Consider the following 25571-nt stretch of genomic DNA (forward strand, 5'->3'; position numbering starts at 1 on the left):
CACCGGATTTGAAAGAAATACTGGTTGTGAAAGGACGATAGCCAATATAAGAAACACGCAGAGTATCTTCAGGAAGCATCAAATCAATGCTGAAATGTCCAAGCGAGTCAGTTGCACTGCCGTTTTTATTTCGGATCGCGACGACATTGGCACCGACGAGCGGCTTGCCGTCGATTGCGTCGCATACTTTACCCTTTAGAATGTAAGGATCGTTATCGTGCGAAAACGATTGACATGAATACAAGAGGAATAAAAAAAATATAAATGACCGCATATTTATTTGCTCCTCCCCCTTTTTTAAACAGCGTGAGTTCAAGTAATAAGTGCAACAGTTATTCATTAAAAGCTTAACTTCATTAGTCCCTGGACTAATGAAGTTAAGGAAAAAATGAAGGCGGAAGTACTTGAAAAGAGATATATGCATCTGATCAACGAACAGAATGGAAATTTGCACGTATTATAAAATCGGCACGATTTACTCCGAAATTGCCAAGCTGATCGGCGCGAACAAATTCGCAATCAGCCGAGAGATCCGAAGAAACCGTTGACTGAAGGGTTACCGTTATAGACAGGCGTAAGAAAGCGCTTTCAAGCCCCCGCATTGCATGCAAGAAGAATTATTTTACCGCAGAGCACGGCAAAGAAATCACGAACATACAGAAAATCAAACGACTTATCTACACAGATTCTTCTCCCGTCCATGCAGTTCGCGGAAACCCTTACTCTGCTAAAAAACCGACAGCCTGATCCGGCAGTACTTCCGGAAAAACCGGTTTTGCGGATATTGACAAATGACTAATTGCAGTCTTTAAAGACAAACTCAACATCCATCCGAGAAAATTTCTTGAATACAGTACTCCGGCCCAGCTCTTGCTTGATTCATCTGTTGCACTTGGGACTTGAATACGCCGAAAACTAACAAAGATGCAATGCATTTTATTTCTGCTGTGGATCAAAAATCGAGCAGTCGAAGGTTGAATAGGCAACTTTACAAAGGAGGGGAGTATCAATGAAATACTTTCTTATCGCAATGTGTTGGATCGTTGCAGTCAGCGGATTCGGAACAACAACGTACTATGTCCGTTCCGGTGCTGCAGGCAAGGGAGACGGCAGCAATTGGCATGATGCTTTTCAACAGCTGCCGCCGCAGCTGACAAGAGGCGCGATTTATTATATTGCATCCGGGTCCTATCCCTCCTATCGTTTCGAAAGGTGCGCCGGCAGCGAGTATCTCATCATTCAAAAAGCAACGCGTGAGGATCACGGAACGGACGAAGGATGGGATCCTGCCTACGCGGAAGGACCTGCAGTTTTCTCGGGCTGGGAAATTCTGACTTCTTTCATCATCATCGACGGCCGTACCGGCGGCGGCCCTGGGAATTGGAACACCGGCTTTGGATTCCAAGTCGTCAAAACTCCGCCGGATCATTGCGGCGAAAACGGCGATCTCCTGCGCATCGGTGCGGACCTCAACGATGCCCAGAGCCGCATCGAAATCCGTCACACCGAATTCTTTGCCGCGCATAAATATTACCCATTGGGCGGCATTTCGTTTTACGGCGGCGTTTCTGATGCGGTGATCTCGCACTGTTCGATTCACGATCTTTTCGGCTGTCCGTTTTTCTTCAATTCCTGTTCCGCAATTGTGCTCGAGTACAATTATATCGCTCACACCCGATCGACCGGTTCCTTTGATGATTTTTGTCCTGATTGGCATACTGAGGGAATATCCTCCATCGGCGTCAATCGCGATATAACCATCCGCTACAACCTTTGGGACGACATCAGCGGAACAGCCGTTATAGCCGGCGTTAACGTCGGCCTATCGGAAAAATGGAAAATCTACTGCAACATTTTTTCGCGAAGCGTTACGCCGATTCGCTACTACTACGACGGCGCCGCCAATCTTCAGGTGATGAACGGCCTCGCATTTTATAACAATAACGTCGTCGGAATACCGGAAACGATCGGCGGATACGGCGTTTCGCAAGGGGGCATCGTCATCGACAGAGGTGAAGGAAACCGGGTATTCAACAACATCTGGTACAATAACATCGCCAACTCTTTTGTCATCGATGCCGAGCACGGCTATAATTATTTCGGTAAAAATCGCCGCGTGGAAGGTTGCGAACCCACGCCGTGTGACATGGATGAGGAGGCGGCGGCCGATGATCTCTATGCACAAATCGGCTCGGAAGCATCACCCTTTCGTTATGGCGACGGCAGCGGTGATCCGTTGAGGGCGGATTTCGGTTTGCTGCGGGAAACTGCGCCGGGCTTGCCTCTGGAAGCTGAATTCGCATACGATATGTTCGGCAATCGGCGCGGCGCGGACGGCGTTTGGGATCGCGGCGCGCTGGAATACAACGGCACGGTCGATGTCCAAAATGCCTCCGACATACCTCTTGAGTATTGTTTTGTACAAAATCAACCGAATCCCTTTAATCCGCAAACCCTTATCCGCTATTTTCTGCCATCAAACAGCGGCGCATACGAAAAGCATGTCGTGCTGAAAATTTATGACCTTTCAGGCCGCGAGACGGCTGTGCTGGTCGACGCCATGGAGGGACCCGGAGAACACATTGTTGTTTGGAACGGCTGCGATGCTCAGGGCCGTCCGGCGGCAGGCGGCGTCTATTTCTGCCGCTTGTCGGTCGACGACTGCTGCGGCCGGACCATCAAGATCATGCTGTTGAAATAATGCGGGGTCCTCCTCTGGAGGGCTGCCAAGGGGCGGAAAAACTGCAGTCTCGGCCCAGCTCCGCACCGCAGGCAAACCATTCCAAAAGCAAAAAACGCTGTTGAAGAAGAACAGTACGGGATTTTCCGCTGCAAAAAGCCTTTTAAATTTGCAAAACTATGGCTAAAATAGAACAATCCAATTCAATGCAATTTACTTTACCTTTCAAGAATAAGGAGCTTTGACCATGAAAAATGCCGTTGTCATTCTTTTGACTTGCCTGCTTGTCTCAACCGCTTTTGCTCTTGACAATGGTCTGGCGCTGACGCCGCCGATGGGATGGAACAGTTGGAACAAGTTCGGCTGCGATGTCAGTGAACAGTTGATCCGTGAGACCGCCGACGCCATGGTCGCTTCCGGCATGAAGGATGCCGGCTATGAATATATCGTTATTGATGACTGTTGGCAGATCGGCCGCGACGAAAACGGCAACATCATCGCCGATCCCGAACGTTTTCCCTCGGGCATGAAGGCGCTGGCTGACTATGTGCACAGCAAAGGCCTCAAGTTCGGCCTTTACTCCGATGCGGGACGCAAAACCTGTCAAGGCCGTCCCGGCAGCCGCGGCTATGAGTTTCAGGACGCCCGTCAATATGCCGCCTGGGGTGTCGATTATCTGAAATACGACTGGTGTTACACCGACAATCAGAACACGATCGAGTCCTACTCGCTGATGCGGGATGCGCTCAAAGCCGCGGGACGGCCGATCGTTTTCAGCATCTGCGAATGGGGCAGCACCAAGCCGTGGCTGTGGGCCAAGGACGTCGGCAACTTGTGGCGAACCACCGGCGACATTCAGGATTGCTGGGACTGCACGAGGGTTTGGGGCGGCAAAGGCTGGACGCGCATCTTGGATGAGCAGGTCGGGTTGGAAGTTTATGCCGGACCCGGCCACTGGAACGACCCGGACATGCTGGAGGTCGGCAACGGCGGCATGACGCTGGAAGAGTATCGCGCGCATTTCAGCTTGTGGTGCATTTTGGCGGCGCCGCTGATGGCCGGCAACGATTTGCGCACCATGACGCCGGAAATTCGCGACATTCTTATCAACAAAGAGGTGATTGCCGTAGACCAGGATCCGCTCGGCAAGCAGGGCGCCAAAGTACGCGACGACGGCGATCTTGAGGTATGGGCCAAGCAGCTTCATGACGGCAGCCGCGCCGTAGCGTTGCTCAACCGCAGCGAAGAGACGGCCAACATTGCGGTAGCTTGGACGGATATCGGTTATCCCGCACACTTGAAGGCCAAAGTGCGCGATTTATGGCAGCACAAAGACTTGGGTGAATTCAAGGGCGGATTCAGCGCGCCGGTACAGAGGCACGGCGTCGTGATGATTACCGTCATGCCGAAATAGATTGGTGTGCAGGGCAGGCCTGCATAGGAAAGCCGCATGAAGTTCCGCATTCGTCCCAGCATTCTAACCGGTTTTGCCGCCATGGGTGTCTTGGTAGTCATTGTCGCCGTGGCGGCAATTTTCTATGCCGGCAGAATGCAGCGGAACACGCGCAGGATTATTGAGGAAAATGTCTCGAGTCTAAAAGCAGCGGAAGAGCTCGAGATTGCCCTGCTCGACATGAAAGGGCTGACTTCGAACTATATCCTTCGTCGGGAACAGCGATGGCTGGACCAGTTTTCGCTGAAAAAGGCCGCTTTTTTGTACTGGCTCCAGGAAGCCCAAAATAGAGCGACATCCAGCCGCGAGGCGGAGATCGTCGCCGGCATCGATGCGCTGTTTGCCGACTATATGGCCGTCCACGACCGGATCGTTGCGGCAGCGCGGGGGGGCGACACCGCCGGTGCATACGAGCTCCTGACCTTGGAGCTCCTCCCCTATTTCGATCAAATCTATGCAAAATGTGAAGAACTGCTCACGATCAACGAGCATCTCATGTTGGATGCCGGCGCCGTCGTCGCCGCCGACTTTTATCAGATGAACCTGCTGATTACCGGCATCGGCATTGCCGGCATTCTCTCGGGCCTGGGCATCGGTTTATGGATGTCGCGAAAAATCTTGTACCCCATCCACAATTTGGTGCTCAGGCTCCGCGGCGTAGCGCAGAACGATCTCGTTCGCCGTGTGGAAGTGGACGATCTTTCCGAATTGGAACATTTGAACGAGTATGTGCATCAATTGATTGCCCAGGTAGGCGAGGTAAACCGCGACCTGGAGCTGAATCAAGAAATGTTGATGCGCACGGAAAAATTGGCCGCCCTCGGCAAGATGGCTGCCGGACTGGCGCATGAAATCCGCAACCCCATTACCGCCGTCAAGATGCTGCTTCATTCGGCACAGGAAGAACCGCTCGACACGGAACAGCTCAGGCAGGATCTTTCCGTCATCATCGCCGAAATCGATCGGGTGGAAAAGATTCTGCAGGACTTTTTGGCGTTTGCTCGTCCTTCGGACCCGCAGTTTGCAGAATGGAATTTGGATGAACTGATCGGTCAAACGCTTCGTCTTTTGTCCGCGCAACTCAAAGGCAAGCAGATTCAACTGGAAAAGCAATGTCCACCTGCCCTGCAAATCCATGCCGACGGAGAGCAAATGCAGCAGGTGCTTGTCAATGTGCTGCTCAATTCCATTCAGGCGGTCAGCGAAGGCGGTAAAATAACAATCCATTGCCGGGAGATGCAGGCTTTCGGCAACCGACCTGCGGTAGAAATTGTCGTAGCCGATAACGGACCGGGAGTGCCGCCGGATTTGATGGGGCAAATTTTCGATCCGTTCGTAACGGCCAAAGAAGACGGCACAGGCCTGGGTTTGTCGATTGCGGCTCAAATCGTGCACAATCACGGCGGAGAAATTTTTGCCGACAATTTGCCGGGGGGCGGAGCGCAGTTTACCATTCGGTTGCCTCGCAAGCGGGAGGCGCTATGAAGTATGATATTCTTGTCGTCGACGATACGGAAAGCGTTTGCTACTCTTTTCGTCGGTTGCTGCATGAGCCTCGGTATGCGGTTGAGACAGCGCATACGGGCGGAGAGGCTCTGCACAAAGCTGCCGAGCGCCGCTTCGATCTCATCATTCTCGACGTGCGCCTGCCGGACATGTCGGGTCTGCAGGTGCTCAAAGAAATCAAGCGGCTCGATCCCAAGGCGGTAGTGCTCATCATCACCGCTTTCGGAACCACCGAAACGGCCATCGAGGCGACCAAATTGGGCGCCTACGATTATCTGCTCAAGCCCTTTGACATTCCGCTGGTGCGTCGGCTGATCGACGAAGCGTTGGAGGCGGGTCGGCGCATGCGGCGCGAGGTGGTCTTTGCCGAATCGACAGACGAATCCGCCGCGTTCGACCGCATCGTCGGCAGCAGCCCCGCCATGCAGGAAGTCTACAAACTGATCGGCCGCATCGCCGCCAGCGACGTCAACGTCCTGATCCGCGGCGAAAGCGGTACCGGCAAAGAGCTGGTGGCGCGCGCCATCTATCAGCACAGCCGGCGCGCCGACAAGCCTTTTCTGACCGTCAACTGTGCCGCGATTCCGGAAACTCTACTGGAAGCCGAGCTGTTCGGTCACGAAAAAGGCTCCTTCACCGGCGCCAACCGCCGACGCATCGGCAAATTCGAACAGTGCGACGGCGGCACGATCTTTCTCGATGAGATCGGCGATATGAGCCTGACCACTCAGGCTAAGATTTTGCGGGTGGTTCAAGAAGGGGCTTTTGAACGCGTCGGCGGCGAAGAGACGATCCGCGTCGACACGCGCGTTATTGCCGCCACCAACAAAGACCTCGAGGCTGCGATCCAGGAAAAAAATTTTCGCGAAGACCTTTACTATCGGATCAAGGTCGTCACCATTACTCTGCCGCCGCTGCGGTCAAGAAAGCAGGACATTCCGGCGCTGGCCGAGTATTTTCTCGCCAAATACAGTCGACTAGAGAAAAAAGAGGGCCTTACCCTTTCGGAGGAGGCTCTGAGAGCGCTGCTGGCCTATGAATGGCCCGGCAACGTGCGAGAACTCGAGAATCTTATACAGCGAGCCGTCGTCCTCAGCAAAAGCAACGTTATTCCGGCTGAACTTTTTATACAAGAGTTCAAGGCCGAGCGCCCGACCGTTCCCCTCGGTTCGATCCGGATACCAAGTGCAGAAGAAATGGAAGCCTTCAGTGGTTCTCTCTATCAAAAAGTGATGGAAGAGACGGAAAAACAGCTGATCCAAGCGGCACTTGCCAAAACCGGCGGCAATCAGGTACAGGCGGCGGCATTGTTGGGCATCTCGCGCATGACGCTGCGGGAACGCATCAGACGTTACGGCCTGGATTGACGGTCGGTTGCTGATCAAAACCTTGCCGGCGCCGGCAAAAGTTTATACATTCCCGCCGTTTTCCTCGGCATTTCTTCCACGCCTTTCTCAGCTTTTATTCTATGTTTAACAATTATTTAAAGCATTCTCAGAAACCTTTTTCTTTTCGGCATGATTATTGTCGATTACAAAAGGCTATTTTTATGAATGCCGCATTTCTGCCGACGATCGGACGGAAAGCTTGGCGATCCGTATGAAAAAGGAACCTCGAAGGCAATCTCTAATGGGCAAAGCTTATCTCTTGTCGGCAGCGGTGCACGGTCTTTTTTTTCTGCTTTTCAGCGTTTCCCTGTTTTCGACGCGGCCTCGATTTCGGGTGGACAATTTTTCGGAAGTGGTTTTTGCTCAATCCATGCCGATAGTCGAGCGGCCGGTTACGGTTCGTAAAGAAACCGAGCTCCCCAGGAGCGAGCCGGTTAAGCAGCAGGAGACGGTTCGTTTTAAAAAGCCGGAACCGAAAAAAGAGCCGACAACGGAATCAGGGTCGAAAAGTCAGGTCAAGGTCGATGCGGAACGGTTTCCGTTCGATTATTACCTACGGCTTTTGCGTACCCGAATTCAGGAAAGATGGAATCCCCCCTATCAGACGGCAGAAGGGGGCAAGTTGAACACTTTGATCGATTTTACCATCCAGCGGGATGGATCGATTACCGACATTCGGATCAGCAAGGGGTCGGGCAAATTTTTATACGACGCCGCGGCGCAGCGGGCGGTCGTCGCGGTCGGTAAAATGCCGCCCCTGCCGGATGAATATGGCGAGAATGAACTGCACGTGACTATCGACTTTGAGGCAACTTGGTGAAACGAAATAAATTCATTCCTATTTTCATCGCGTTTTTGTTTTTCGCGGTGCACGGTCGGGCGCAAAAACAAGTTTACATGACCATAACGGCGGAAGGATTTCAGCCGATCGTCATTGCCGTGCCGCCGTTCGAGACCGATCTCTATACCGAATTTGCCGATGAAGTTCGCCAGGTCGTAATCAGCGATTTGACTCTTTCCGGCTTTTTTTATGTTGTGACGAATGAGGACCAGACCGTCACCGTGCCGGACGGCAACGGCGTAATGGAAGTTCCCTTAAAACCGGCCGTCCGATTGGACGCGCAACTGGAAGTGCGGAATCGCGCCTTTACAGTGAAAGCCCGTCTGAGCGATGTTCCTTCACGACAGCCTATTTTTACCAAACAATACAAGGAAGAGCTGCCAAACAAACGTCAATTGGCACATGAATGTGCGGACGATATTGTTTCCTATTTGACAGGAGAAAAAGGCATCGCCCAAAGCAAAATCGCCTTTGTCAAACAGACGGCTACGGGCAAAGAGATCGCGGTGATGGATTATGACGGCTATGGCGAGCGGCTTATCACCCGTAACCGGAGCCTGAATTTGTCGCCCGCATGGTCGCCGTCATTGGACAAGCTGGTCTATACCAGCTATCAGACGGGAAATCCCGATCTGTTCGTCTATGCATTCGGCAGCGGCAGAGAAAGCAAACTGTCCAAGTCGAAAAGCCTAAACAGTGCGCCGGCCTGGTCTCCGGACGGCAAGCGGATTGCCTTTACCCTGACCACGGCCGGAAACGCCGATATTTGGGTCATGGACGCCGACGGCGGTCGTTTGCGGCAGCTAACCAACAGCCTGGCCATTGACTCGTCGCCGAGCTGGTCGCCGAACGGCCGAGAGATCGCCTTTACCTCTGACCGCAGCGGCAACCCACAAATTTACATCATGAACGATGACGGCACGAACGTCCGCCGTCTTACTTTCGACGGCAAGTACAACGACAGCCCGGCCTGGTCGCCCAAAGGCGATCTGATTGCTTTTGTAACGCGCACCGATGAGGGCTTTCAAATTTGCACGGTGGATATCAACGGCGAGTCATTTCGGCAGTTGACGTTCAGCAATGGAAACAATGAAAATCCGACTTGGTCGCCGAACGGATTCAAAATCGCCTTTTCCTCCAACCGCAGCGGCGGCTGGGATATTTACACGATGAATCGCGACGGTTCCCAAGTGCGTCGCGTTACGGTCGATGGTGTCAACACATCACCGAAATGGTCGCCCAGGTAAAATTGGTCGGCGAAATACGATCATGAAAGTTCATAAGCGAAATCAATCCCATCTTGTGGTTTTAGTGCCGGTGCTTTTATGGTTAAGCTGCAGCGACAAAATGCCGGCCCGGCAGCCCGCTTTGGAGGACGGAACGCTTTATGCGCTGACGCCCGTATTGACTGAGGTAAAAAGACACCTTGATGCAGCCCGGCAATATCAATTAACCGGACGTGATTTACGGGCGGCACAGGAGTTCCTTGCCGCGCGGAACAGCATCGAAAAGCTCGAGTCTTATTACCTGCCGCTCCTGAATTCAAGAGCGCACGTGGCTGCTTCGTACCGTTTGATGCAGCAAAAGCAATTCTTTAAAGCCAAAGAAGAGCTGGTCAATGCCCGCGCGCAATTAGCCAAAGTCTCGGCTAAAGCCGAGGATGAAAATGTGGAATTGATCAGCAAAATTTCCACGGAAATGCAACTTGTGGAAAAGAGTTTGGAGAGACGAAAAACCGTCCCTCCGGAAACATTCAACTCGATTGCTGTTACTCTTAATAAACTAACTGCATTTTATCAAGCAAACCTTAAGGAGGATCTGCCATGAAAAAATCGATTCTGTGGGTACTGGTTGTATTGACGGTTTGCGCCGTTGCGTTTCAAGGCTGCAGCAAAAAGGTCGTCAAGCAGGAAGCCCCGGTTGAAGTAAAGCAGCCGGAACCGGCTCCGGCCCCGGCACCCGAACCGGCTCCCACTCCGGCACCCGAACCTGAGAAGAAAGAGTTGTCTTTCAGCAACGTTCACTTTGACTTTGACAAGTACGACATTCGTCCCGATGCCCGCGAAGTCTTGGAGCAGCATGCTAAAACTTTGCTGGATAATCCATCGGTCAAGATCTTGGTGGAAGGTCATTGCGATGAGCGCGGCACAGTCGAATATAACCTTGCTCTGGGTGAAAAGCGCGCCAATGCCGTAAAGAACTTTCTGGTCAATTACGGCGTTGCGGCAGACCGCATTTCGACGATCAGCTACGGCAAGGAGCGGCCCCTCGATCCGCGCTCCAATGAGGAAGCTTGGGCCAAGAACCGTCGTGCCCAGTTTGTCATCGTTGCCCAGTAAGGAAAACAGCAATTGCGCATCGACGGCAAAAAATATTTCTTTAACAGCAGCAGGCTTTTCGCGCTTTTTTCTGTTGCCCTGCTGTTTACCGGCTGTGCAACGCGCAAAGAGATCGTCCGCTTTCAGCAGGATGTCGCTCTTCTCAAGCAGCAGAGCGAAGAGATCAGGGCGCAGAATGCGGCGGCCGCGGCAAAACTGACGGAACTGGAAAAGTCGTTGACCGCTCTGCGCGATGAGACGCGCCGAACCCGTGCCGATATTTTGGCCGAGCTTTCGGGTGTCAAGTCGCAGACCCTGTCCCTGGATTCCAAGCTGGAGGATACCACGCTCCGCTTTACCAATCTGCTGCGGCGATTGGAGGGCGCGCCGATAAGCAAGGCGGGCACCGATTCATCCAAAGAAACAGTCGGAACTACGCCGGTCTACCCGGACATTAGCGATCCGGAAGCCGCTAAAGCTTACGATTTGGCGCGGCTCGACATGTCGCGCGGTCATTACGATCTGGCTTTGGCCGGATTTAATGAGTACCTGCGTCGATTTCCGAACAGCGAGTTTGCCGTCGATGCGCAATATTGGATCGGCGAAATTTATTACGCCAAGGAACGTTACGAGGATGCGGCCAAGGAATTCGAGTCCGTCATCCTATTTTTCCCCACCGGCCGAAAGACGGCTGCCGCGCTGCTCAAAATCGGCTATTGCAAAGTCCATCTGAGGGACATTGCATCGGCGCGGCGCTACTTTGAGGCGGTGATCAGACAATTCCCCAATTCGCCGGAAGCCAAAGCGGCGGCCGAAGTGCTGGCCGAGATCAAGGCTACCGGCTACTGATATTTCTTACCTTGGTCTCTCTCCCGGGCGCCGCCTTCAGTCTCCTACCTCCCAAGGCTGATGGGGCGCCCGGTTTTTATTTTTCTCACCAAAGGCATATTGCCGCTCCTTCAAAAGCATCATTCCATGAAGGGGGAATTATTTCCCAAAATCGTGACTCTGATTCATTTTCTACAAATAACCAGCATTTAGGTTATACATTTAAATATAGTTATGCAGAGGAAATCATTGCTTTTCCACTGTATTTTGTCTATCATTTAATTGAAAAGGAGGCGGGAGATCTATGAAATACAGAATGACATTTGGTCTGCTGTTGTTCGTTATGAGCACATTGAAAGCGCAAATGGTCGCGGGATTCGATATTCCAGAATTCGGCGCAACGTTCGGCATCGATCCCCACCGGCAGGATTTTCCAGTAAAAGTAAAGCTTAAATCTTTTTCAGCATTGGGAAATGTCCTATGGCCGCTTGAACAGGCATCCCTTGTCGTTCAATTGGATAATCGAACCGGTGAAGCGGTCCAAGTCGACGGCTTTGTCGAAATCATTGCCTACGGTACCAAAGGGCGCCCCGGCGATATTTGGACGCCGCAAATGTTCAAAATCTCCGAAGCAGAAAAAATCCCCCTGCAGGTGAGATTGGATAAAAATGCATTTTCCGATGTGCCGATCGAGCTGAAAATCCCCGAAACGTTTGGAGCTTACGGCATAATCGCCGATTTAGGCCCGTATGGCCGACAATTCATCACTTCCTGTATTCGCACCTTTTCGTTTCCGGAAGAACGTCTACAATTTCCTTCCTTTTGTTTGGATGATATTTCTCCTGAACTGCTGCGCCGGTTAGGGGTTCACGCCATCCGTATGGAGCTGAATTACAAACCAACCGATGATGCCGACTTTGAAGAATGGTACAAGTCTCTTCGTGAACGATTTGGGCGCTATGAAACCAACCAAATCGCCGTTTTGGTCAAAATCAGTGCTCCGGAACATTACAGCAGAGTTCATCCGCTGGGCATTCCGCGTCCGCACCTTGATCCAAGCGGCATCATGTTGAATACCAAATGCGATATGGCTTGGTTACCCCAATTCGACGACGATTTCCGCGAGTTTTGCTATCGAATCGCCTGCGAGTTTGGTTGGCCGAAGGGACCGATCAACGCCTTTTCCTTATGGAACGAACCTTGGGAAGGTCTTTCGATTTCCGGCTGGGGTGCCGATATGTTGCGCTATCGCGAAATCTTTACCGTCATGTGCGAAGCGGTAGAAAAAGCAAGGCACGATGCCGGCGTTGAAATTTTGCTCGGCGGCGGCAGCTCCACCTCCAATGCATTGGATAAATTTTTTGCCGACGGCTCCGACGCATTTCTCGATCGATTCGACTTTTGCTCCATTCATTATCAAGGTCTCTTTTCTTGGGCAACCATTAAACGTTGGGTCAACCGCAGGTCGAGCCGCGGTCGAGTGCGCATTTGGGACACGGAAAGCTGGGTGGCGAATACCGATGACCGTATTGCAGCGGTCGTGGCTGCCAACAAAGCGGCCGGCTACGACCGCGCCATGGGGGTGTACGGAGGAAACATCTGCCAAGTCGAAAGGTCGGTCATCCGCACGGATGGCGGGGATTCCATCAGGGAAATTGTACACGCCTGGCCGCCGGCAGCCGCAGTCGGCGCCGTTCAGCATTTTATCGGTGAGCGTCGCTTCCGCGAGCTGCTGTTTCGCAACGGATTACCATGGATCATAATTTTTGACGGCATTACGTCGCCGGATGACGGCACGGCCGTCGTTGTCGGCGATCTGGGCGATGTCTTTGGCGCCGACGCTCTGCCGTTCCGCACTGTACGCAGCATTGCCGAACTTGAACATAAATCTGCGCTTTGGAAGCATCGAACAGCCCCGCAACCCGTTCGCGATGCCAAGGGGATCGCCGAAACAAATCGTCGACCAAGTCTTCCTGAACCGTGGCACGGTGCGTGCATGATTCTCAAGAATCCAAAACGTTGGTTTTCTCTTTATGATTTCTATGGTAACCTGCAGAGCGATGACGAAAATATTACAATCTTCCTGGATCATCGCGGTTTCTTCCTGAGGTCGAACGGCTCTGCCGGTTCCTTTGCCGCCTTGTTGCAGGCTTTGCGCAATGCAAAAATCATCGGCCTGGAACCCTTGGAAATGATCGTTTACGATTTTACGACATCCATCGGTTGCCGTCCGCCGTTGAAACTCCGCCTGACTAATGTGCTGAATCGGTCGATCAAAGGTACTCTCACGGTTACACTCGGATATAATCAATCTTTCCAAAGACGTTTAAAGCTGTCTTTCAAACCGCATCAAACACGCTGTGTGACTGTCAAACACATTTCTATTCCTACGGCAGAAGACAACACCTATCCGCTTCGCCTCACCTTCGATGCCGGCCGCGACGGAATTGCTGTTCATGAAGAAGAACTGCATGTAAACCTGATTTCAAGACGAACGATAGAAATTGACGGCGATTTGAGCGATTGGCACGGCGCGCTTCCACAGATCATTCGGCCCGGGGAAGATTCCAATGCGAGTTTAACGGAGGCAGCCTGGTATCCGTTTAAAGAGTTTGAAGCCGGAACCCCGATAGGAGCAGCGGTCGGATGGTTAGCCTGCGATGATTCCATGTTTTATTTTGCCGCCAAAATATCCGACTCAACTCCGGATCCCGGCATGATTCGTTTCAGCTGCCGAGAGGACGATCAGTTCTTTTACCCGGACACCTGTTATATCCCTTTGCGCGAATTCACCTTTGGCGGCGCCATGAAACATTCCATTTTGTCCTATTCCGCACGTTGGAATGATCAGATAACTTTGCCGCGCGGTACCTGCACATTAATTGTAGAATATGATGGCTATATTCGGCTCTATTTAAACGGCCGCTTGGTTTTGAATCATGGCGGCAATTTTGTCCGCAATACCGTCAAGTTGTCGCTTGAAGGGGATGGGCATCCGATCGATTTTAAATTGGAATACCGCCGAGAGGGCGGCAATCAATCTGCCGTCCGCCTGCAGTGGAAAGATGCGGCGGGAAACTGTTTCCAGCCGTATCATGATTTACATGCGGAATATTTCGTCGGCCCAGATTTCAATCTATTGTTGACCCGTCAAAAAGAAAGAGAAATCGATCATATTTGGAATGACGACGTCCCCCATCCTGCTTTTAATGAAAAGCGGGTCATTCCGTTGGTTTGGCCGCAAGGCGTGAGACGATTTTCTTATCGTCAGGAACCGGAATTGCCGGCCGGAAATTCGCCGGATCATGACAATGTGCAGATTGCTTTCAATGTTCTGGAAGATGAAGAAAAGGACCTCTATCCTTGCCCTCCAGGAGTTATGAAAGGATTTACGAACTATCAATGCAGTGATTATGAATATGCCCTGAATCCTGTAGCGGAACAATACGGCGGCGGAACTGAAATTTGGCGCCTGCGCAAACCTGGTCTGCCGCACAAGCACTTCTATCCCCGTCAACCCTCTGCGCCTCAGGAGGGAGCAGTTACGAAAGGAAGATTGGTCATCGTTCGCCGCGGCGACACCCGCATCGTTGAGGCGGCTTTACCCTGGAGCGAACTGCCGCACGTCAAAAAGCGTCTTGATGCCGGAAAAACAATAAAGTTTTCCTTCCGCATTAACGATAACGGCTCATCTGCCGTCATGGAATTGGCGCGCGGACGCAGTGTCTCCAAGCTTAATCCTTCATTCTATGTCGATTGGCGCCCGCATTGGGCTAATGAATTAGAGTTTTCTGTAGAAAAAAACCGGCAATGAGACGAGCGGCCGGCTGTAAACCGGCCGCTTTATACGTTACTTGAGGACAGTCATTTTCCTGGTTAAACTGCCTGACGGTGTTTCCAGCCGGTAAAAATACACGCCGCTCTCCAGTTGCGATGCGTCGAACTTTATCATATGTTCACCGGCCGGCATCAGTCGATGATCAATGAGAGTACCGACGCAGGTACCGTCCAACGAGAACACCTTCAGCGTCACTTCCTCCGGCTCGGCTAGGGAGAATGAGATCGAAGTAACGGGGTTGAACGGATTGGGGTAGTTTTGCCGCAATAAGAAGGCACGAGGAGCCGTTGATGTCGTGCGAACCGCCGAAGCAGGAGCAGGTTTGGAGCTCCAGAGAATGCTGCCGTATTGCTTGCTGTCCTTGACATAGATGCCCTGTGCCCACTGATCCACCGATTCACGGATGTCGTAATCGCGATCCAGCGCGCAGATCGAGAACATGCCGAGCATGTCGTCTTCCATGACGTCGTACTTGATAAAAGCCGCTTCGATCACTTCCATGTAACCGCCTTCACGCTGAGTAATGACGCCGTGGATGGCTTTGTCCGTGGCGGTAGTAATCGTGGAGGCGCAATCACCGTCCGCAAGCTCCAACTTTTGCGCTGGATGCTGGTGGCTCGTGGGCCAGAAATTATAGGCTTCTTCGTTATCCACCAGACAAATGCCGACTTCGGCACCGGGCATCTCTTCGTCAAAAGCGCCGGGTGCACGGGTATCGACGATGATCTGATAGGCGTCATTCTGCCAGATGTTGCCGGTGCTGTTGTGAGTCGCCGGGTCAAAGCTGTAATCGTCGTCATAGCGCATCACGGCGACATAGATATAGTTGTCATCATGCAGCACTTTGAACCAGGCAGTCAAGTCCGTCCAACCGTCCCAACCGCTCGGCGCATAAGCGTCATCCCAGTGAGATCCTTCCTGACTGGTCGGTACATCAAAGTTGAATTCCATCAAAGTCCATGGAATTTTGGCCCACTCTTCATCATCCACTTTACCGTCCACCACAACCGTTCCCTTGTAGGCCGTATACTCGTGGAGCACGCCGTCGGGATCCGATTCATCGACCGGAGCATCATGACGCACCGGTTCGATTCCCAGCGGAAAAGGTCCAGGCTGAAAACTGGGCGGAAAGTCCGGCATGAGATTGTCGGCAAACCCCGGCAATGCAAAAGCAACGATGACCGGCAATGCGTACCATTTCATGATCTGATCCTCCTCTTAAAATTTTTCTTTCCCTCTTCCTCACAGTAAATTTGCAACCGCCTCAATGTTCTTTTCCCCTTTTCACCTCCCTAAAAAGTTCAATTTTCTCGAAAACTGTCGTTTCAACCCTTAATTTGATAGCCTTGTCTAGCGAATTAGAATCATTTTCTTTGTCATTGTTAATGTTCTTTCTCCGGCTTTGACGGATATACGGTAAAAATAGACGCTGGAGGGCAGATCCGGTTGCCAGGTAATTTGCCTCTCTCCCGCCTCCTGAACCTCGTCCGCCAAGCAGGCAACTTCCCTGCCTAAAATATCGAAAACTCTCAGCGAGACTTTGCCGGAAAAGGGAATAGAATAGCGAATCCGTGTTTCGGAATTGAAGGGATTCGGATAATTCTGTGACAGACTAAAAATCGGCGGGGCGGCTTTTTCGATCCCGGCAATGACCGATTCTTTTCGGAACGGTCTTCCGGGAGTGCCGCCGAAAATTTGCGAGGCTGTCCATGACGACGGTTGATTGCGATCCGAATTCGGGTCGATCAGCTCCAAGGTGTACCCTTGACCGTCGGCAGTTTCGGGCCACGGCCACTCGTCGCTGTAAAATACCGAATCGGCGGCCTCCCCCGATGGACGACACAATACAACCGCATCGCCGCTGTTGGAAAAATCAAACGGCATATTGCCGTAGACAGTTTGCAGACGAGGAAACAGCTTTTTCATCTGCAGCGTATCGGCGCAGATAACGGCAAAGCCGAAGGCCGGCAACACGGCATCATCCGGAAGAACAAAGCGGTGGTCGGGCCGGCTGTCGCGAATGATCCAGCCCGCCAGGCGGATTGAGACAGCGCTCGGGTTGTAAAGCTCAATCCAGTCTTTGGCCGGAAAGAGCGGGCTGCTGTTATAATTGATCTCACTGATCAGTGGATCACTTGTTTCTTTTGCCGGCTCGAAGAAGGCGATGATTTCCTGGTTGCCGGTGCCGAGAAATGTTATTGTCGGTTTAACACCGAAATCAGCCCGCGACCACCCTGTAAAACGGTAACCGGCATCAGGAACAGCCGTCAACGTGATCGGCATCCCCTGAAAATAGATGCCGCGCCAGGGAAATTCGTCCGGCGCAACCGTGTTGACGCGTACTCGCCCACCGCCTTTGACGCCGACCGCCAACTCGAATTCTCCCGCCAACTTGAAATAGCTGCGCAGGTGCGAACGGACGAATGCCGGTCGGCGATCGGCAAAAGTGCGCATGCGGCTGAGACTGCCGGCATAGCCGCCTAAGGAGCCCGGCCAACGGCTGCGCTGGCGCTCGATTTCACTTCGGAACATCGCATCAAAACGGTCGATAAAGCTTTTCACCCGCGCCGGCACGAATGCGGTATTGAGCAGATCGGCAAAGCGAATAATGAACTTTTGCCGGAACGTTTCGTTTTCCAAAAGCCTGCGCAACAACAGCGTCGACCAGGGCGGATTCGGCCAGGAGGGGCCGTTCGACTGCGCGGCAAATTCCAGCATGTTGAAATCGTAACGCGTATCGTAAAGGTGAAAACCAAAGTCCGTATCGTAGATCAGCCAGCGCCATTTGCCGCCCGGCCGATGCGGCCGATAGTATTTGATGTTGTTGCCAGGCCAGTCGGTGTTGCCGATGAACTGCTCGGCGATTTGATAGTCGATATAGTTGTCAATGTCGATGAGAGAATCAACCACGGCATAGTTGCGGGGGTCAGACAGATTGTGCGTATTCAAGAAATCAAGCAGCTCGGCATATGCCTTGCGGCTTCCGGCCATCACCTGCCAATCTTCGGTGCCCGAGCCGTCGAGAATGTCGACGGCGTCCGGATCGATGCCGCGATTGGCGTGCAGAAAATGCTCATTGATCTTTTCGCGTATGTTGAGGATGCCCCAGTATTCGCCGTTCAAATAGATATGCGCCGGCCGAAACGCCATGGTTTCCAAATCCGTGACGCCGGTCACCAGCGCCTGCATAAAGCCGTCGCGCCAAAAGGTATTGTCCCAATCGTTGCCGCCGTTGCGCAGGATAAAGCTTTCGAACTCGTCGATTTCCTTTTCCGGAAAGATACGATAGTGGATTTTCGCCGTATCGTATTCTGCACGCCGAAATATTGCCAGCGGCTTTTGCGGACGTCCGCGGCTCCAGCCGCCGAAAACTTTTAGTCCGGCGTCCAGGGCGAAGGCTCTGCGGCCGTCCGGTTCGTAGAATTCAACATGCACCGGCTTTTCCCAATCCTGCCAAAAGTTGGCGCCGAAATAGGGATAATCGCTCGCTGCGTTCGGCCCCATTTCAAACAGGCCGGTTTCATAATCCCAAAGGTTGTCGGGATCCGTCGTCAGGCAAACGATAGGAAAAGGAGACCGTTCGTTGAAAACAAAAGTATGGGTTATAATGCGGCTGGGCTGCAGCGGCGGCCGCAGGCTGCGGGCGCGTATGACCGTGGTTTGACTCAAAGGGATCGGTCGCGTGTAGCGAAATACCTTTTCCGTCGGTTCCGAGCCGTCGAGCGTATAGTAAATGATTCCACCGCTCGTATCGCTGAGAGTGAGGGTGATAGGCTGACTGTAAAGACCGCCGGGCAATGAAAAGATCGGCGCCTCAGTTTGGCCGATATAAACTATATCCTTGTTGGGCTCGCCGGGAGTCGGCTGGGCGAGCAGGCTCCACTCGGAGGCTCCGTCGGAACGGCGACCAAAGGAAATGTCTGCAGGCATCGACGGAATGCGCACTGAATCTGCCGCGCTGCTGTCCGGCGATGTGAGCAGCAACAGCTCGCCGCCCTGATTCAGCTTGAAATTGGTGTGCAGGGCGGCAGATTTCAAGTTGAGAATGGCCGGTGCATCCTGAGGCGGCTCGGGTACGGCGACCGAAAGGAAGGGAATCAGCGTCAAGTCCGAGCTTGTGCTGTTAATGTTATGCACCTCAAGCGCCAGGACATTCGTTCCCGATCGCAGGAGAGCCGGGTCAATTTCAAAAGCTTCGGGTGCCTGCCCTTGATAAATCATTGCCTCATGGCCGGCCGTTGCCGGCTCGTTAAAGGCAAAGTGTTGATGCACCTCGCCCATATTGGCGCGGGCCGCTTCCACGCCGTTCAGATAAGCAATAAAACCGTCATCATAATCCACGTGCAGCAAAAGACGAAGAACGCGGCCGGGGTTGTCGATCTTGAATGTTTTGCGGATATAGATCGTCAAGACGTTTTCGATGATCGTCGCGTCGTCATTATCGCCATATCCGAAACCGCTGGGACCCTGCTGCCAATTGGAATCGTCAAAAGATAAAGATTTCCAACTTGCCGGCGGTTCGCTGCGGCCGGGGAAAAAACGCCAAACATCGCCTTGGCGGATGATGGTTTGCCAATAAAAAACTTCCCTCCTGTTCTTTCCAGAAGCGAACAGCAAAAGATGCTCTTGGGGCCGGATGACCAAACTTGGGAAAACCCATTTGAACGGTTTGGCAGGATTGTCGCTGAGCCCCCAACCTGACAAATCCACTGCTTGAGCCGAAGAATTGAACAGTTCTATCCAATCCGAAAATTGCCCGTCTTCATCAGCAACAGTTCTCGTGTTTTTCGATTGGCACTCATTCAGCACAATGGCAGGATGAAGGTCGGAAAAAAGAACGAAAAAGAACAAAAAAAGCAAGCGATTCGACATGGCGGCCATTTTTCTATGTTAATTTAATATTAAGAGTAATTCGTTTAAAAACCAAAACTTTCTTCTAGAGGCGACAATTTTTAACTATTGGGATGTCATCCATCGAATTGCCTGCATTGTTTTTGCGCAAAAGAAAGATTATTTTTAAGGGAAGTTACAAAAGAGATTCACACGTGAAAAAAACGGTTGTAAACTTTATAATTGTTCTGCTCCTGGCGATAAATGGAAAGGCGGAAACACCGATCAACGGCCTCTATCGCATCGCCAAATTAAGTCTGAAAGGTAATTTTTCGTTTTCCAACGCCCAGCTTTTACAGCTGATCAACTCTCGGCCGCCGAGTTTTAGGCAACGGTTAGTGTACGGTGCAGAGCTGCCGCCTTTTGCGGAAACACTAATCGAGAATGATTTGCGTCAAATTGTACGCTTTTACCGTCAGGAGGGCTTTCTCGATGCCGTCGCCGTTCTTACCGAAAAACGAATCAATGCAAAAAAGCAGACGATAGAGTTGGTTATCGAGATCATCGAAGGGATTCCCGTAAAAATTGAAAATGTGACGACAGAATTCGATTCCCTAGAAAACACGATTCAAGCGGCTTCGCTGCGCAGTCTGGCACAGGCGGTATTGCAGCTCAGACCGGGCAGGCGGTTTCGAGACGAGACGTTCTACGCGGATGTGGAGCGGCTGCAGCAGGCGCTTGCCGAGGCCGGTTATCCTTACGCCCGCATCGACCACCGCCTTATGGTCGACAAGCAACGTCATCGGGCGTCTATAGTTTACAATATTGCTCTCGGCCCGAGCTGCGTTTTTGGGCAGGTCCTTTTGGACGGCCGACAAGAAAATGATCCGCTTGTTCTGAATCAATTAGCTTTCCGTCCCGGCCAAGCTTTTGCCAAAAAGCCCTTGGACCGTACCCAACGACGACTCTATGCCCTTAATGTCTTTGAATTCGTGACCGTTCGCGCACTGCTGCCGCATCCGCCGCAGCGCGAAATTCCGGTGGAAATTCGGGTTCGACCGGCGCCCCGCACGACTGTAAAAGCGGGCGTAGGTTACGGTCGCGAAGAGGCGCTGCGCGCCTTTGTTTCTCTCCAGCGCCTCAGCTTTTTGGGCGGGGCAAGAAGACTCGATCTTCAGGTCAAACACTCCGGACTCGAGCCGTACATGCTTGATCTTCGGCTGGTGCAGCCTGCGTTTTTGCGACCGACGGCTTCGCTCGGCGTTAACCCATTTATGCGCAGCCAGTTCGAACCTGCCTTTCGTTTGAGCCGCAACGGCGTTAATTTATTCTACCAGGAAAGCATCGGCGAAACGATGAGCGCCGGATTGACCTACATATTCGAACAAGTGGACCTCGATTTGAACAGCCTCGCTGCTCCCCGCGTAACTGACGAGCTGCGCGGACTCTATAACAAGTCGAGCCTGCTTTTCGCTGTCTCAAAGAACACCACCGACGATCTCTTTGCGCCGAACGAAGGCACTCGATTCACGCTCTCGGCAAAATACAGCGGATTGGGGGCCGGCGAGTATCACTATTCCAAATGGCTGATGGATATTAGACGATATCAGCAACGGCTGGGCGGAGTCGTAGCCGCACGGATTTCAGTCGGCAAAATTGATTCCTACGACCCGATCAAAGTTGTGCCGGTCGAAGACCTCTTTTTTTCCGGCGGCGCCAACTCGATCCGCGGATGGGGACGCTACGAGTTGGGACCGCGCGCCGACGACGGAAAACCGCTTGGCGGTACGGCAATTTTCGAAGCATCGCTCGAAATGCGGCTGCCGCTCTACCGCTTTCTGCAAAGCGCCCTTTTTATCGACGCCGGCAATGTCTTTATCGATCGTCTGAACCTGCTGGACAGCCGCATCGCCGTCGGCTGCGGACTGCGCTTCAAAACGCCGGTGGGCCCATTGCGCCTCGACCTTGCGCGACCGATATCCGAAAGCGGGGCGTTGCGCTGGCACTTGACCGTGGGGGAGGCCTTTTGATGATCCGTCGAGCTTTAATATGGTTCGCTCGTCTGACCGTCGGCCTGCTTCTCTTCTGCTTTGTCGTTCTCTTTACGCTTTTGCTGGCGTTACAAAATAAAGAATTCAAATCTATTGCGGCAAAAAGGGTGACGGCACATCTCTCCCGTCGCTGGGGTGCCGAGCTGTACATCGGCAGTCTCGAGGGCAATCTCTACTCTCACTTTTGCCTTAAAAAAGCTTCGCTCATCTTCCACTCCGATACTCTGCTTTCCATTGCTCGGCTTGAGGCATCCTATCGTCTCAAACCGCTCCTGCATAAACAGCTTTTTATCGATTCATTATGCATTGATCATCCAAAGGTCCGTCTCCTGCGCAACGAGAACGGTGAGCCGATCCTCATCACCCTCTTCAAGCTGCAGCCCGAATCAACGCCCGAATCGCCGAGCATCAAACGCGGCATGGGGAGACCCTTTACCCTCTTCTTAGACCGCCTGATTCTGCGCAACGGCCATGTCGAATCAGCCGGCGGACCCGACTGGGTGCCGGAAGAAACCGACTCGATTCATATCGATGCGCAATTACAAATCGGCCGAGCGAACCGTTTTGCCCTGCACCGAGCTCATTTTTCGACTCGGCATCCGAACCTAAAGATTAACAATCTGCGATTCATTTTGCAATCTGATTCTGCAGGCGTGGAATTACGCGATTTCGAACTACGAACCGCTGAAAATTGTTTTTTTGCCTCGGCGGCTGCACAAAAACCGCTCTTGACCGACGGACACTTTACCCTTCAAACCGATTCCTTGAACGCGCAAGAGCTTCATTTGCGCCTCCCGACCCTGCGCATTCCCGGCAGACCTTCGCTTTCGTTGAACGGCTCGCTAACAGAGCAAATTCTTCAGGCGGACCTGGCCGTATCGAGCGATCAGGCCTTTCTCCGCCTGCAGGGAAACGTTCATCCTTTTCCCGCATTTTTCAGCGATTCGCTCATCGAGCGGCGTTTTTCTTTACAGGCACGTGTTCAAAAATTGCAAATTACGGACTGGCTCGCTTCCGTCGACGGACCAAGCGAGATAAGCGGTGAAATCGAGGCGACCGGATCCGGCACATCCTGGCGCGCGATGAGCGGCCGGGCTGTCGTGCAGCTAAGCGGATTTTACCGGGAGTGGAAAGCAACGTCCCTGAATGCGCAAATAGAACTGGCTGCAGGCTCGCTGAGCGGCGAGCTGGAGGCTCGTCTTCCTGCCGGCGATGTCAAGCTGTTTGCCCAGATCGACGACTTTTTTGGCAGACAAAAGTTTAAGACCCGCCTCATCGCCGAAGGTATTGACCTTGCTGCGCTTCCGGCAGGTCAATTGCCGAGTTCGCATATCAATCTGCAGCTCAGAGCCGACGGCAGCGGTCTAAGTCTCCAGCGTCTGATGGCTACCGGCACACTGGCGGCCGATGCAACTACAGTCGCGGGCATGTCCGCCGATTCGCTACGCCTTTGGTTCGCAGTGCAGGAAAAGAGGGTCATTGTCGATACCATGGCTCTTTTTCTTCCTCAACTGATGGTGACAATGAACGGCAGTGCTTCCTTTGCCGGCCGCTTCGATGCCGAGCTTGCGGCGCGATTCGGCCCATGCCTTTATGAGCCTCCCTTGCGTTCACTGCCCCAATTGTGCGGCGTTTTGTCCGCCGAACTCCATGGCACCATCGATTCACTCGCTGCGAAAGCAAACCTCAGAGCCGCTCCGCTTCTCTGGGACTCCCTACGTGTCGATACACTCGCGCTGGCAGCCGAAGCGACGCTCATCGACGGTAGACTCGGCGGGCGCTACTCGCTGAAGACTCGGGACATCCGCAGAGGCAGCTTAAAGTTTGCAAAAGTTACATCGAATGGAACAATACATAACCATATAGTCGATTTGGATTTGAATATTGCCCATGCCGTCGGGGACCTACGCGCTGCCGCGCGGATTTTACGGGGCGATTCTTTGCAGGTCGAGCTCGGCAGGCTGGATCTCGACCTTCGCGATCAGGCATGGCGCCTTGTCGAATCACCGGCGCGCATTTGCCTGGCAGACGATAACCTGTGCATCGACAATCTGCACCTTGGGCAGGCTATGCCGGATTCCGCTGCCGGCCGCCTGCGGCTCAACGGACGACTCTCGAAAAGCGGCCGTCAAGAAATGACTCTTGACATCTCGCAGTTTAACCTTCATCTACTCTCTCGCTTAAACATGAACCTGCCCATAGTCGGCATTTTAGAAGCGCATCTTGACTTGTCCGGGGATGCAAAACAGCCGATTATGCAGTTGGAGGCTGACATAGAAAACGGCGGCTATCGCGAGGCAGTGGTCGATCGCGCCCGCATCTTGGCCCGCTATGCCGACGAAACCTTAACGGCCAATTCAGGCCTTTTTCTAAACGGCGACAGCCTTTCCCTGCAGGTTACCTTGCCCCTCCGCATAACGCAGGAAGAGGGGAAAATCGAAAGAATTCAAAATCGCCCTCTTTTCTGGAAAGTCGACACCGAGCTGCTCCCGCTCGAGAAACTGTTGCAGGCGCCGAAACCCTTTGATGACCTGCGCGGCTCACTGGAGGTACATGTCTTTTCTCAGGACAACCTTGATTTTGTCCGTCCTCAAGGCACTATTCGATTGCGCGACGGACGCATCCTTTTACAAAAGTTCGGCTTTGAGCTCGGTCCGCTGCAGGCCGATGTGGCATTGTCGCCGAAGCTCGTGCGGCTGGAACAGCTGACCGGTCGTCGGGGCCGGGGTCTGGTGCGGCTCTCCGGCGCTGCCGAATTCGACCGTCATATCGAAAAGGTCGATCTGCGGGCTGTCGCCGAGCGATTCGTTGTCTCGAATCGCTCGCCGCATGAGCTGCAGGTCGATGCCGATCTTTACCTGCGAGGCGCGCCGCCGGAGCTGATTCTCGGCGGAACGATTCGCGTCCTACAGGCAGCATTTCATACTGCTGCGTTTTCTTCAGCAGGTTCTCCCGAGGTAGAAGAAACCAAAATGCCCCTGTTGGTCGAGGCGTTGGGCGCCGACTCGCTCGTCATACCCGAGAAAACAGAGGCTTCTGGGGGGCTGCCGCTCTGGCCGAATTTGCGCACCGAGATCAAAGTCATTTTGCCGCGCAACTGCTGGATCTATAACAACAACCTGCGCGTCGAGCTGGCAGGCGAGGCGGACATTTTCAAGACCAGAGAAGAGATCCAAGTGTTCGGCACGATCCGGACATTACGGGGTTGGTATGAATTGCTGGGCAAGCGTTTTACTTTGGCCGAGGGAGAAATTACTTTTCAAGGAGGCAAAGTGGAAGATGCGCAGCTGTCCGTCAAGGCAGATTACATCTTTCGCGACAGCCAACGCAACCGACGCACGCTGCGATTGACGATTCGCGGCAAAGTCGCTGCACCAGAGTTCGCCTTTACCGTGGACGATCAGCCGGTCACTGAAGGCGAAGCCGTCGCGTATATGCTGTTCGGTAAATCCCTTGCAGATATGAGCAACACTCGGCTGCTGCAGGCGGGCGTGCGGCCGGAGCGGTTGGCCGCCGATGCCGCAGCCGGTTTGTTGACGGCGCAACTCGCCCGGCGTCTCGGCAACGTTCTCGACCTTGATATGGTCGAACTGCAGGGACAGGAAAATTTCAATGCCGCTTCGTTCGTGGTGGGCAAGTATCTCACCCCGGATCTCTTTTTCAGCTACGAGCAAACTCTTGGAGTTTTGGAACAAGATCGGCCCTCGCGCATCGTCACGGTTGAGTATGAACTGACCAGACGTCTTTTTCTTCGCCTGATCAGCGGCGACACCCGCAGCTCCGGCGCCGACTTGATTTTTAAATGGACGAACTGATTTCTCGACAGTAAATAAAAAAG

15 protein-coding genes are annotated in these 25571 nt (G+C 52.9%); 13 read left to right on the forward strand and 2 right to left on the reverse strand.

Annotation, left to right across the window (positions count from 1 at the left end):
- The 11 genes from ONB24_08010 to ONB24_08060 all read left to right on the forward strand — a co-directional run.
- On the forward strand, positions 1-199 hold a 199-nt coding region (locus ONB24_08010), incomplete at its 5' end, for a hypothetical protein (protein ID MDZ7316052.1).
- Positions 200-1009: 810 nt separating this feature from the next.
- The gene (locus ONB24_08015; GenBank protein MDZ7316053.1) at positions 1010-2701 is read left to right on the forward strand and encodes a hypothetical protein; all 1692 of its coding nucleotides are present in this window, start codon (positions 1010-1012) and stop codon (positions 2699-2701) included.
- 226 nt (positions 2702-2927) lie between these two features.
- Positions 2928-4094 (forward strand): glycoside hydrolase family 27 protein, encoded by a 1167-nt coding sequence (locus tag ONB24_08020; GenBank protein ID MDZ7316054.1) that lies wholly within the window; start codon positions 2928-2930, stop codon positions 4092-4094.
- A gap of 36 nt (positions 4095-4130) precedes the next feature.
- The gene (locus tag ONB24_08025; GenBank protein MDZ7316055.1) at positions 4131-5618 is read left to right on the forward strand and encodes an ATP-binding protein; all 1488 of its coding nucleotides are present in this window, start codon (positions 4131-4133) and stop codon (positions 5616-5618) included.
- A complete protein-coding gene (locus ONB24_08030) occupies positions 5615-7006 on the forward strand; it encodes a sigma-54 dependent transcriptional regulator (protein ID MDZ7316056.1) in 1392 nt (463 codons plus the stop codon). The genes ONB24_08025 and ONB24_08030 overlap by 4 nt, the downstream gene beginning before the upstream one ends.
- A gap of 232 nt (positions 7007-7238) precedes the next feature.
- On the forward strand, positions 7239-7847 hold the full coding sequence (locus tag ONB24_08035) for a TonB C-terminal domain-containing protein (GenBank protein ID MDZ7316057.1): 609 nt from the start codon (positions 7239-7241) through the stop codon (positions 7845-7847).
- Positions 7844-9115 (forward strand): Tol-Pal system beta propeller repeat protein TolB, encoded by a 1272-nt coding sequence (tolB, locus tag ONB24_08040; GenBank protein ID MDZ7316058.1) that lies wholly within the window; start codon positions 7844-7846, stop codon positions 9113-9115. Before ONB24_08035 ends, tolB begins: the two co-directional genes overlap by 4 nt.
- Complete coding sequence (locus tag ONB24_08045) at positions 9078-9695, forward strand: hypothetical protein (GenBank protein ID MDZ7316059.1); 618 nt, start codon at positions 9078-9080, stop codon at positions 9693-9695. The genes tolB and ONB24_08045 overlap by 38 nt, the downstream gene beginning before the upstream one ends.
- Positions 9692-10207 carry a peptidoglycan-associated lipoprotein Pal gene (pal, locus tag ONB24_08050; protein MDZ7316060.1) on the forward strand — a complete coding sequence of 172 codons (516 nt, stop codon included), beginning with the start codon at positions 9692-9694 and terminating at the stop codon, positions 10205-10207. The genes ONB24_08045 and pal overlap by 4 nt, the downstream gene beginning before the upstream one ends.
- A 12-nt stretch (positions 10208-10219) precedes the next feature.
- A complete protein-coding gene (ybgF, locus tag ONB24_08055; protein ID MDZ7316061.1) occupies positions 10220-11035 on the forward strand; it encodes a tol-pal system protein YbgF in 816 nt (271 codons plus the stop codon).
- 283 nt (positions 11036-11318) lie between these two features.
- Positions 11319-14828 carry a hypothetical protein gene (locus ONB24_08060; GenBank protein MDZ7316062.1) on the forward strand — a complete coding sequence of 1170 codons (3510 nt, stop codon included), beginning with the start codon at positions 11319-11321 and terminating at the stop codon, positions 14826-14828.
- Positions 14829-14864: 36 nt separating this feature from the next.
- On the opposite strand, the gene ONB24_08065 is transcribed toward ONB24_08060, so the two are convergent.
- Together ONB24_08065 and ONB24_08070 are read right to left on the reverse strand one after the other, a co-directional pair.
- Complete coding sequence (locus tag ONB24_08065; protein ID MDZ7316063.1) at positions 14865-16055, reverse strand: T9SS type A sorting domain-containing protein; 1191 nt, start codon at positions 16053-16055, stop codon at positions 14865-14867.
- 147 nt (positions 16056-16202) lie between these two features.
- Complete coding sequence (locus tag ONB24_08070; protein ID MDZ7316064.1) at positions 16203-19724, reverse strand: CotH kinase family protein; 3522 nt, start codon at positions 19722-19724, stop codon at positions 16203-16205.
- Positions 19725-19897: 173 nt separating this feature from the next.
- On the opposite strand from ONB24_08070, the gene ONB24_08075 reads away from it, so the two are divergent.
- Both ONB24_08075 and ONB24_08080 read left to right on the forward strand, forming a co-directional pair.
- Positions 19898-21712, forward strand: a complete 1815-nt coding sequence (locus ONB24_08075; protein MDZ7316065.1) for a BamA/TamA family outer membrane protein — start codon at positions 19898-19900, stop codon at positions 21710-21712.
- Positions 21712-25548, forward strand: coding sequence for a translocation/assembly module TamB domain-containing protein (locus ONB24_08080; protein MDZ7316066.1), 3837 nt, complete (start codon positions 21712-21714; stop codon positions 25546-25548). The genes ONB24_08075 and ONB24_08080 overlap by 1 nt, the downstream gene beginning before the upstream one ends.
- Positions 25549-25571 lie beyond the last annotated feature (23 nt).

It is taken from the genome of candidate division KSB1 bacterium (assembly GCA_034505495.1).
Lineage (GTDB): Bacteria > Zhuqueibacterota > Zhuqueibacteria > Residuimicrobiales > Krinioviventaceae > Fontimicrobium_A.

Excerpts from the sequence above, each read along its gene's own strand:
- ONB24_08015 (MDZ7316053.1), top strand. The coding sequence starts at position 1,010 with ATGAAATACTTTCTTATCGCAATGTGTTGGATCGTTGCAGTCAGCGGA.
- ONB24_08020 (MDZ7316054.1), top strand. The coding sequence starts at position 2,928 with ATGAAAAATGCCGTTGTCATTCTTTTGACTTGCCTGCTTGTCTCAACC.
- ONB24_08025 (MDZ7316055.1), top strand. The coding sequence starts at position 4,131 with ATGAAGTTCCGCATTCGTCCCAGCATTCTAACCGGTTTTGCCGCCATG.
- ONB24_08030 (MDZ7316056.1), top strand. The coding sequence starts at position 5,615 with ATGAAGTATGATATTCTTGTCGTCGACGATACGGAAAGCGTTTGCTAC.
- ONB24_08035 (MDZ7316057.1), top strand. The coding sequence starts at position 7,239 with ATGAAAAAGGAACCTCGAAGGCAATCTCTAATGGGCAAAGCTTATCTC.
- ONB24_08045 (MDZ7316059.1), top strand. The coding sequence starts at position 9,078 with ATGGTGTCAACACATCACCGAAATGGTCGCCCAGGTAAAATTGGTCGG.
- pal (MDZ7316060.1), top strand. The coding sequence starts at position 9,692 with ATGAAAAAATCGATTCTGTGGGTACTGGTTGTATTGACGGTTTGCGCC.
- ONB24_08060 (MDZ7316062.1), top strand. The coding sequence starts at position 11,319 with ATGAAATACAGAATGACATTTGGTCTGCTGTTGTTCGTTATGAGCACA.
- ONB24_08065 (MDZ7316063.1), bottom strand. The coding sequence starts at position 16,055 with ATGAAATGGTACGCATTGCCGGTCATCGTTGCTTTTGCATTGCCGGGG.
- ONB24_08070 (MDZ7316064.1), bottom strand. The coding sequence starts at position 19,724 with ATGTCGAATCGCTTGCTTTTTTTGTTCTTTTTCGTTCTTTTTTCCGAC.
- ONB24_08080 (MDZ7316066.1), top strand. The coding sequence starts at position 21,712 with ATGATCCGTCGAGCTTTAATATGGTTCGCTCGTCTGACCGTCGGCCTG.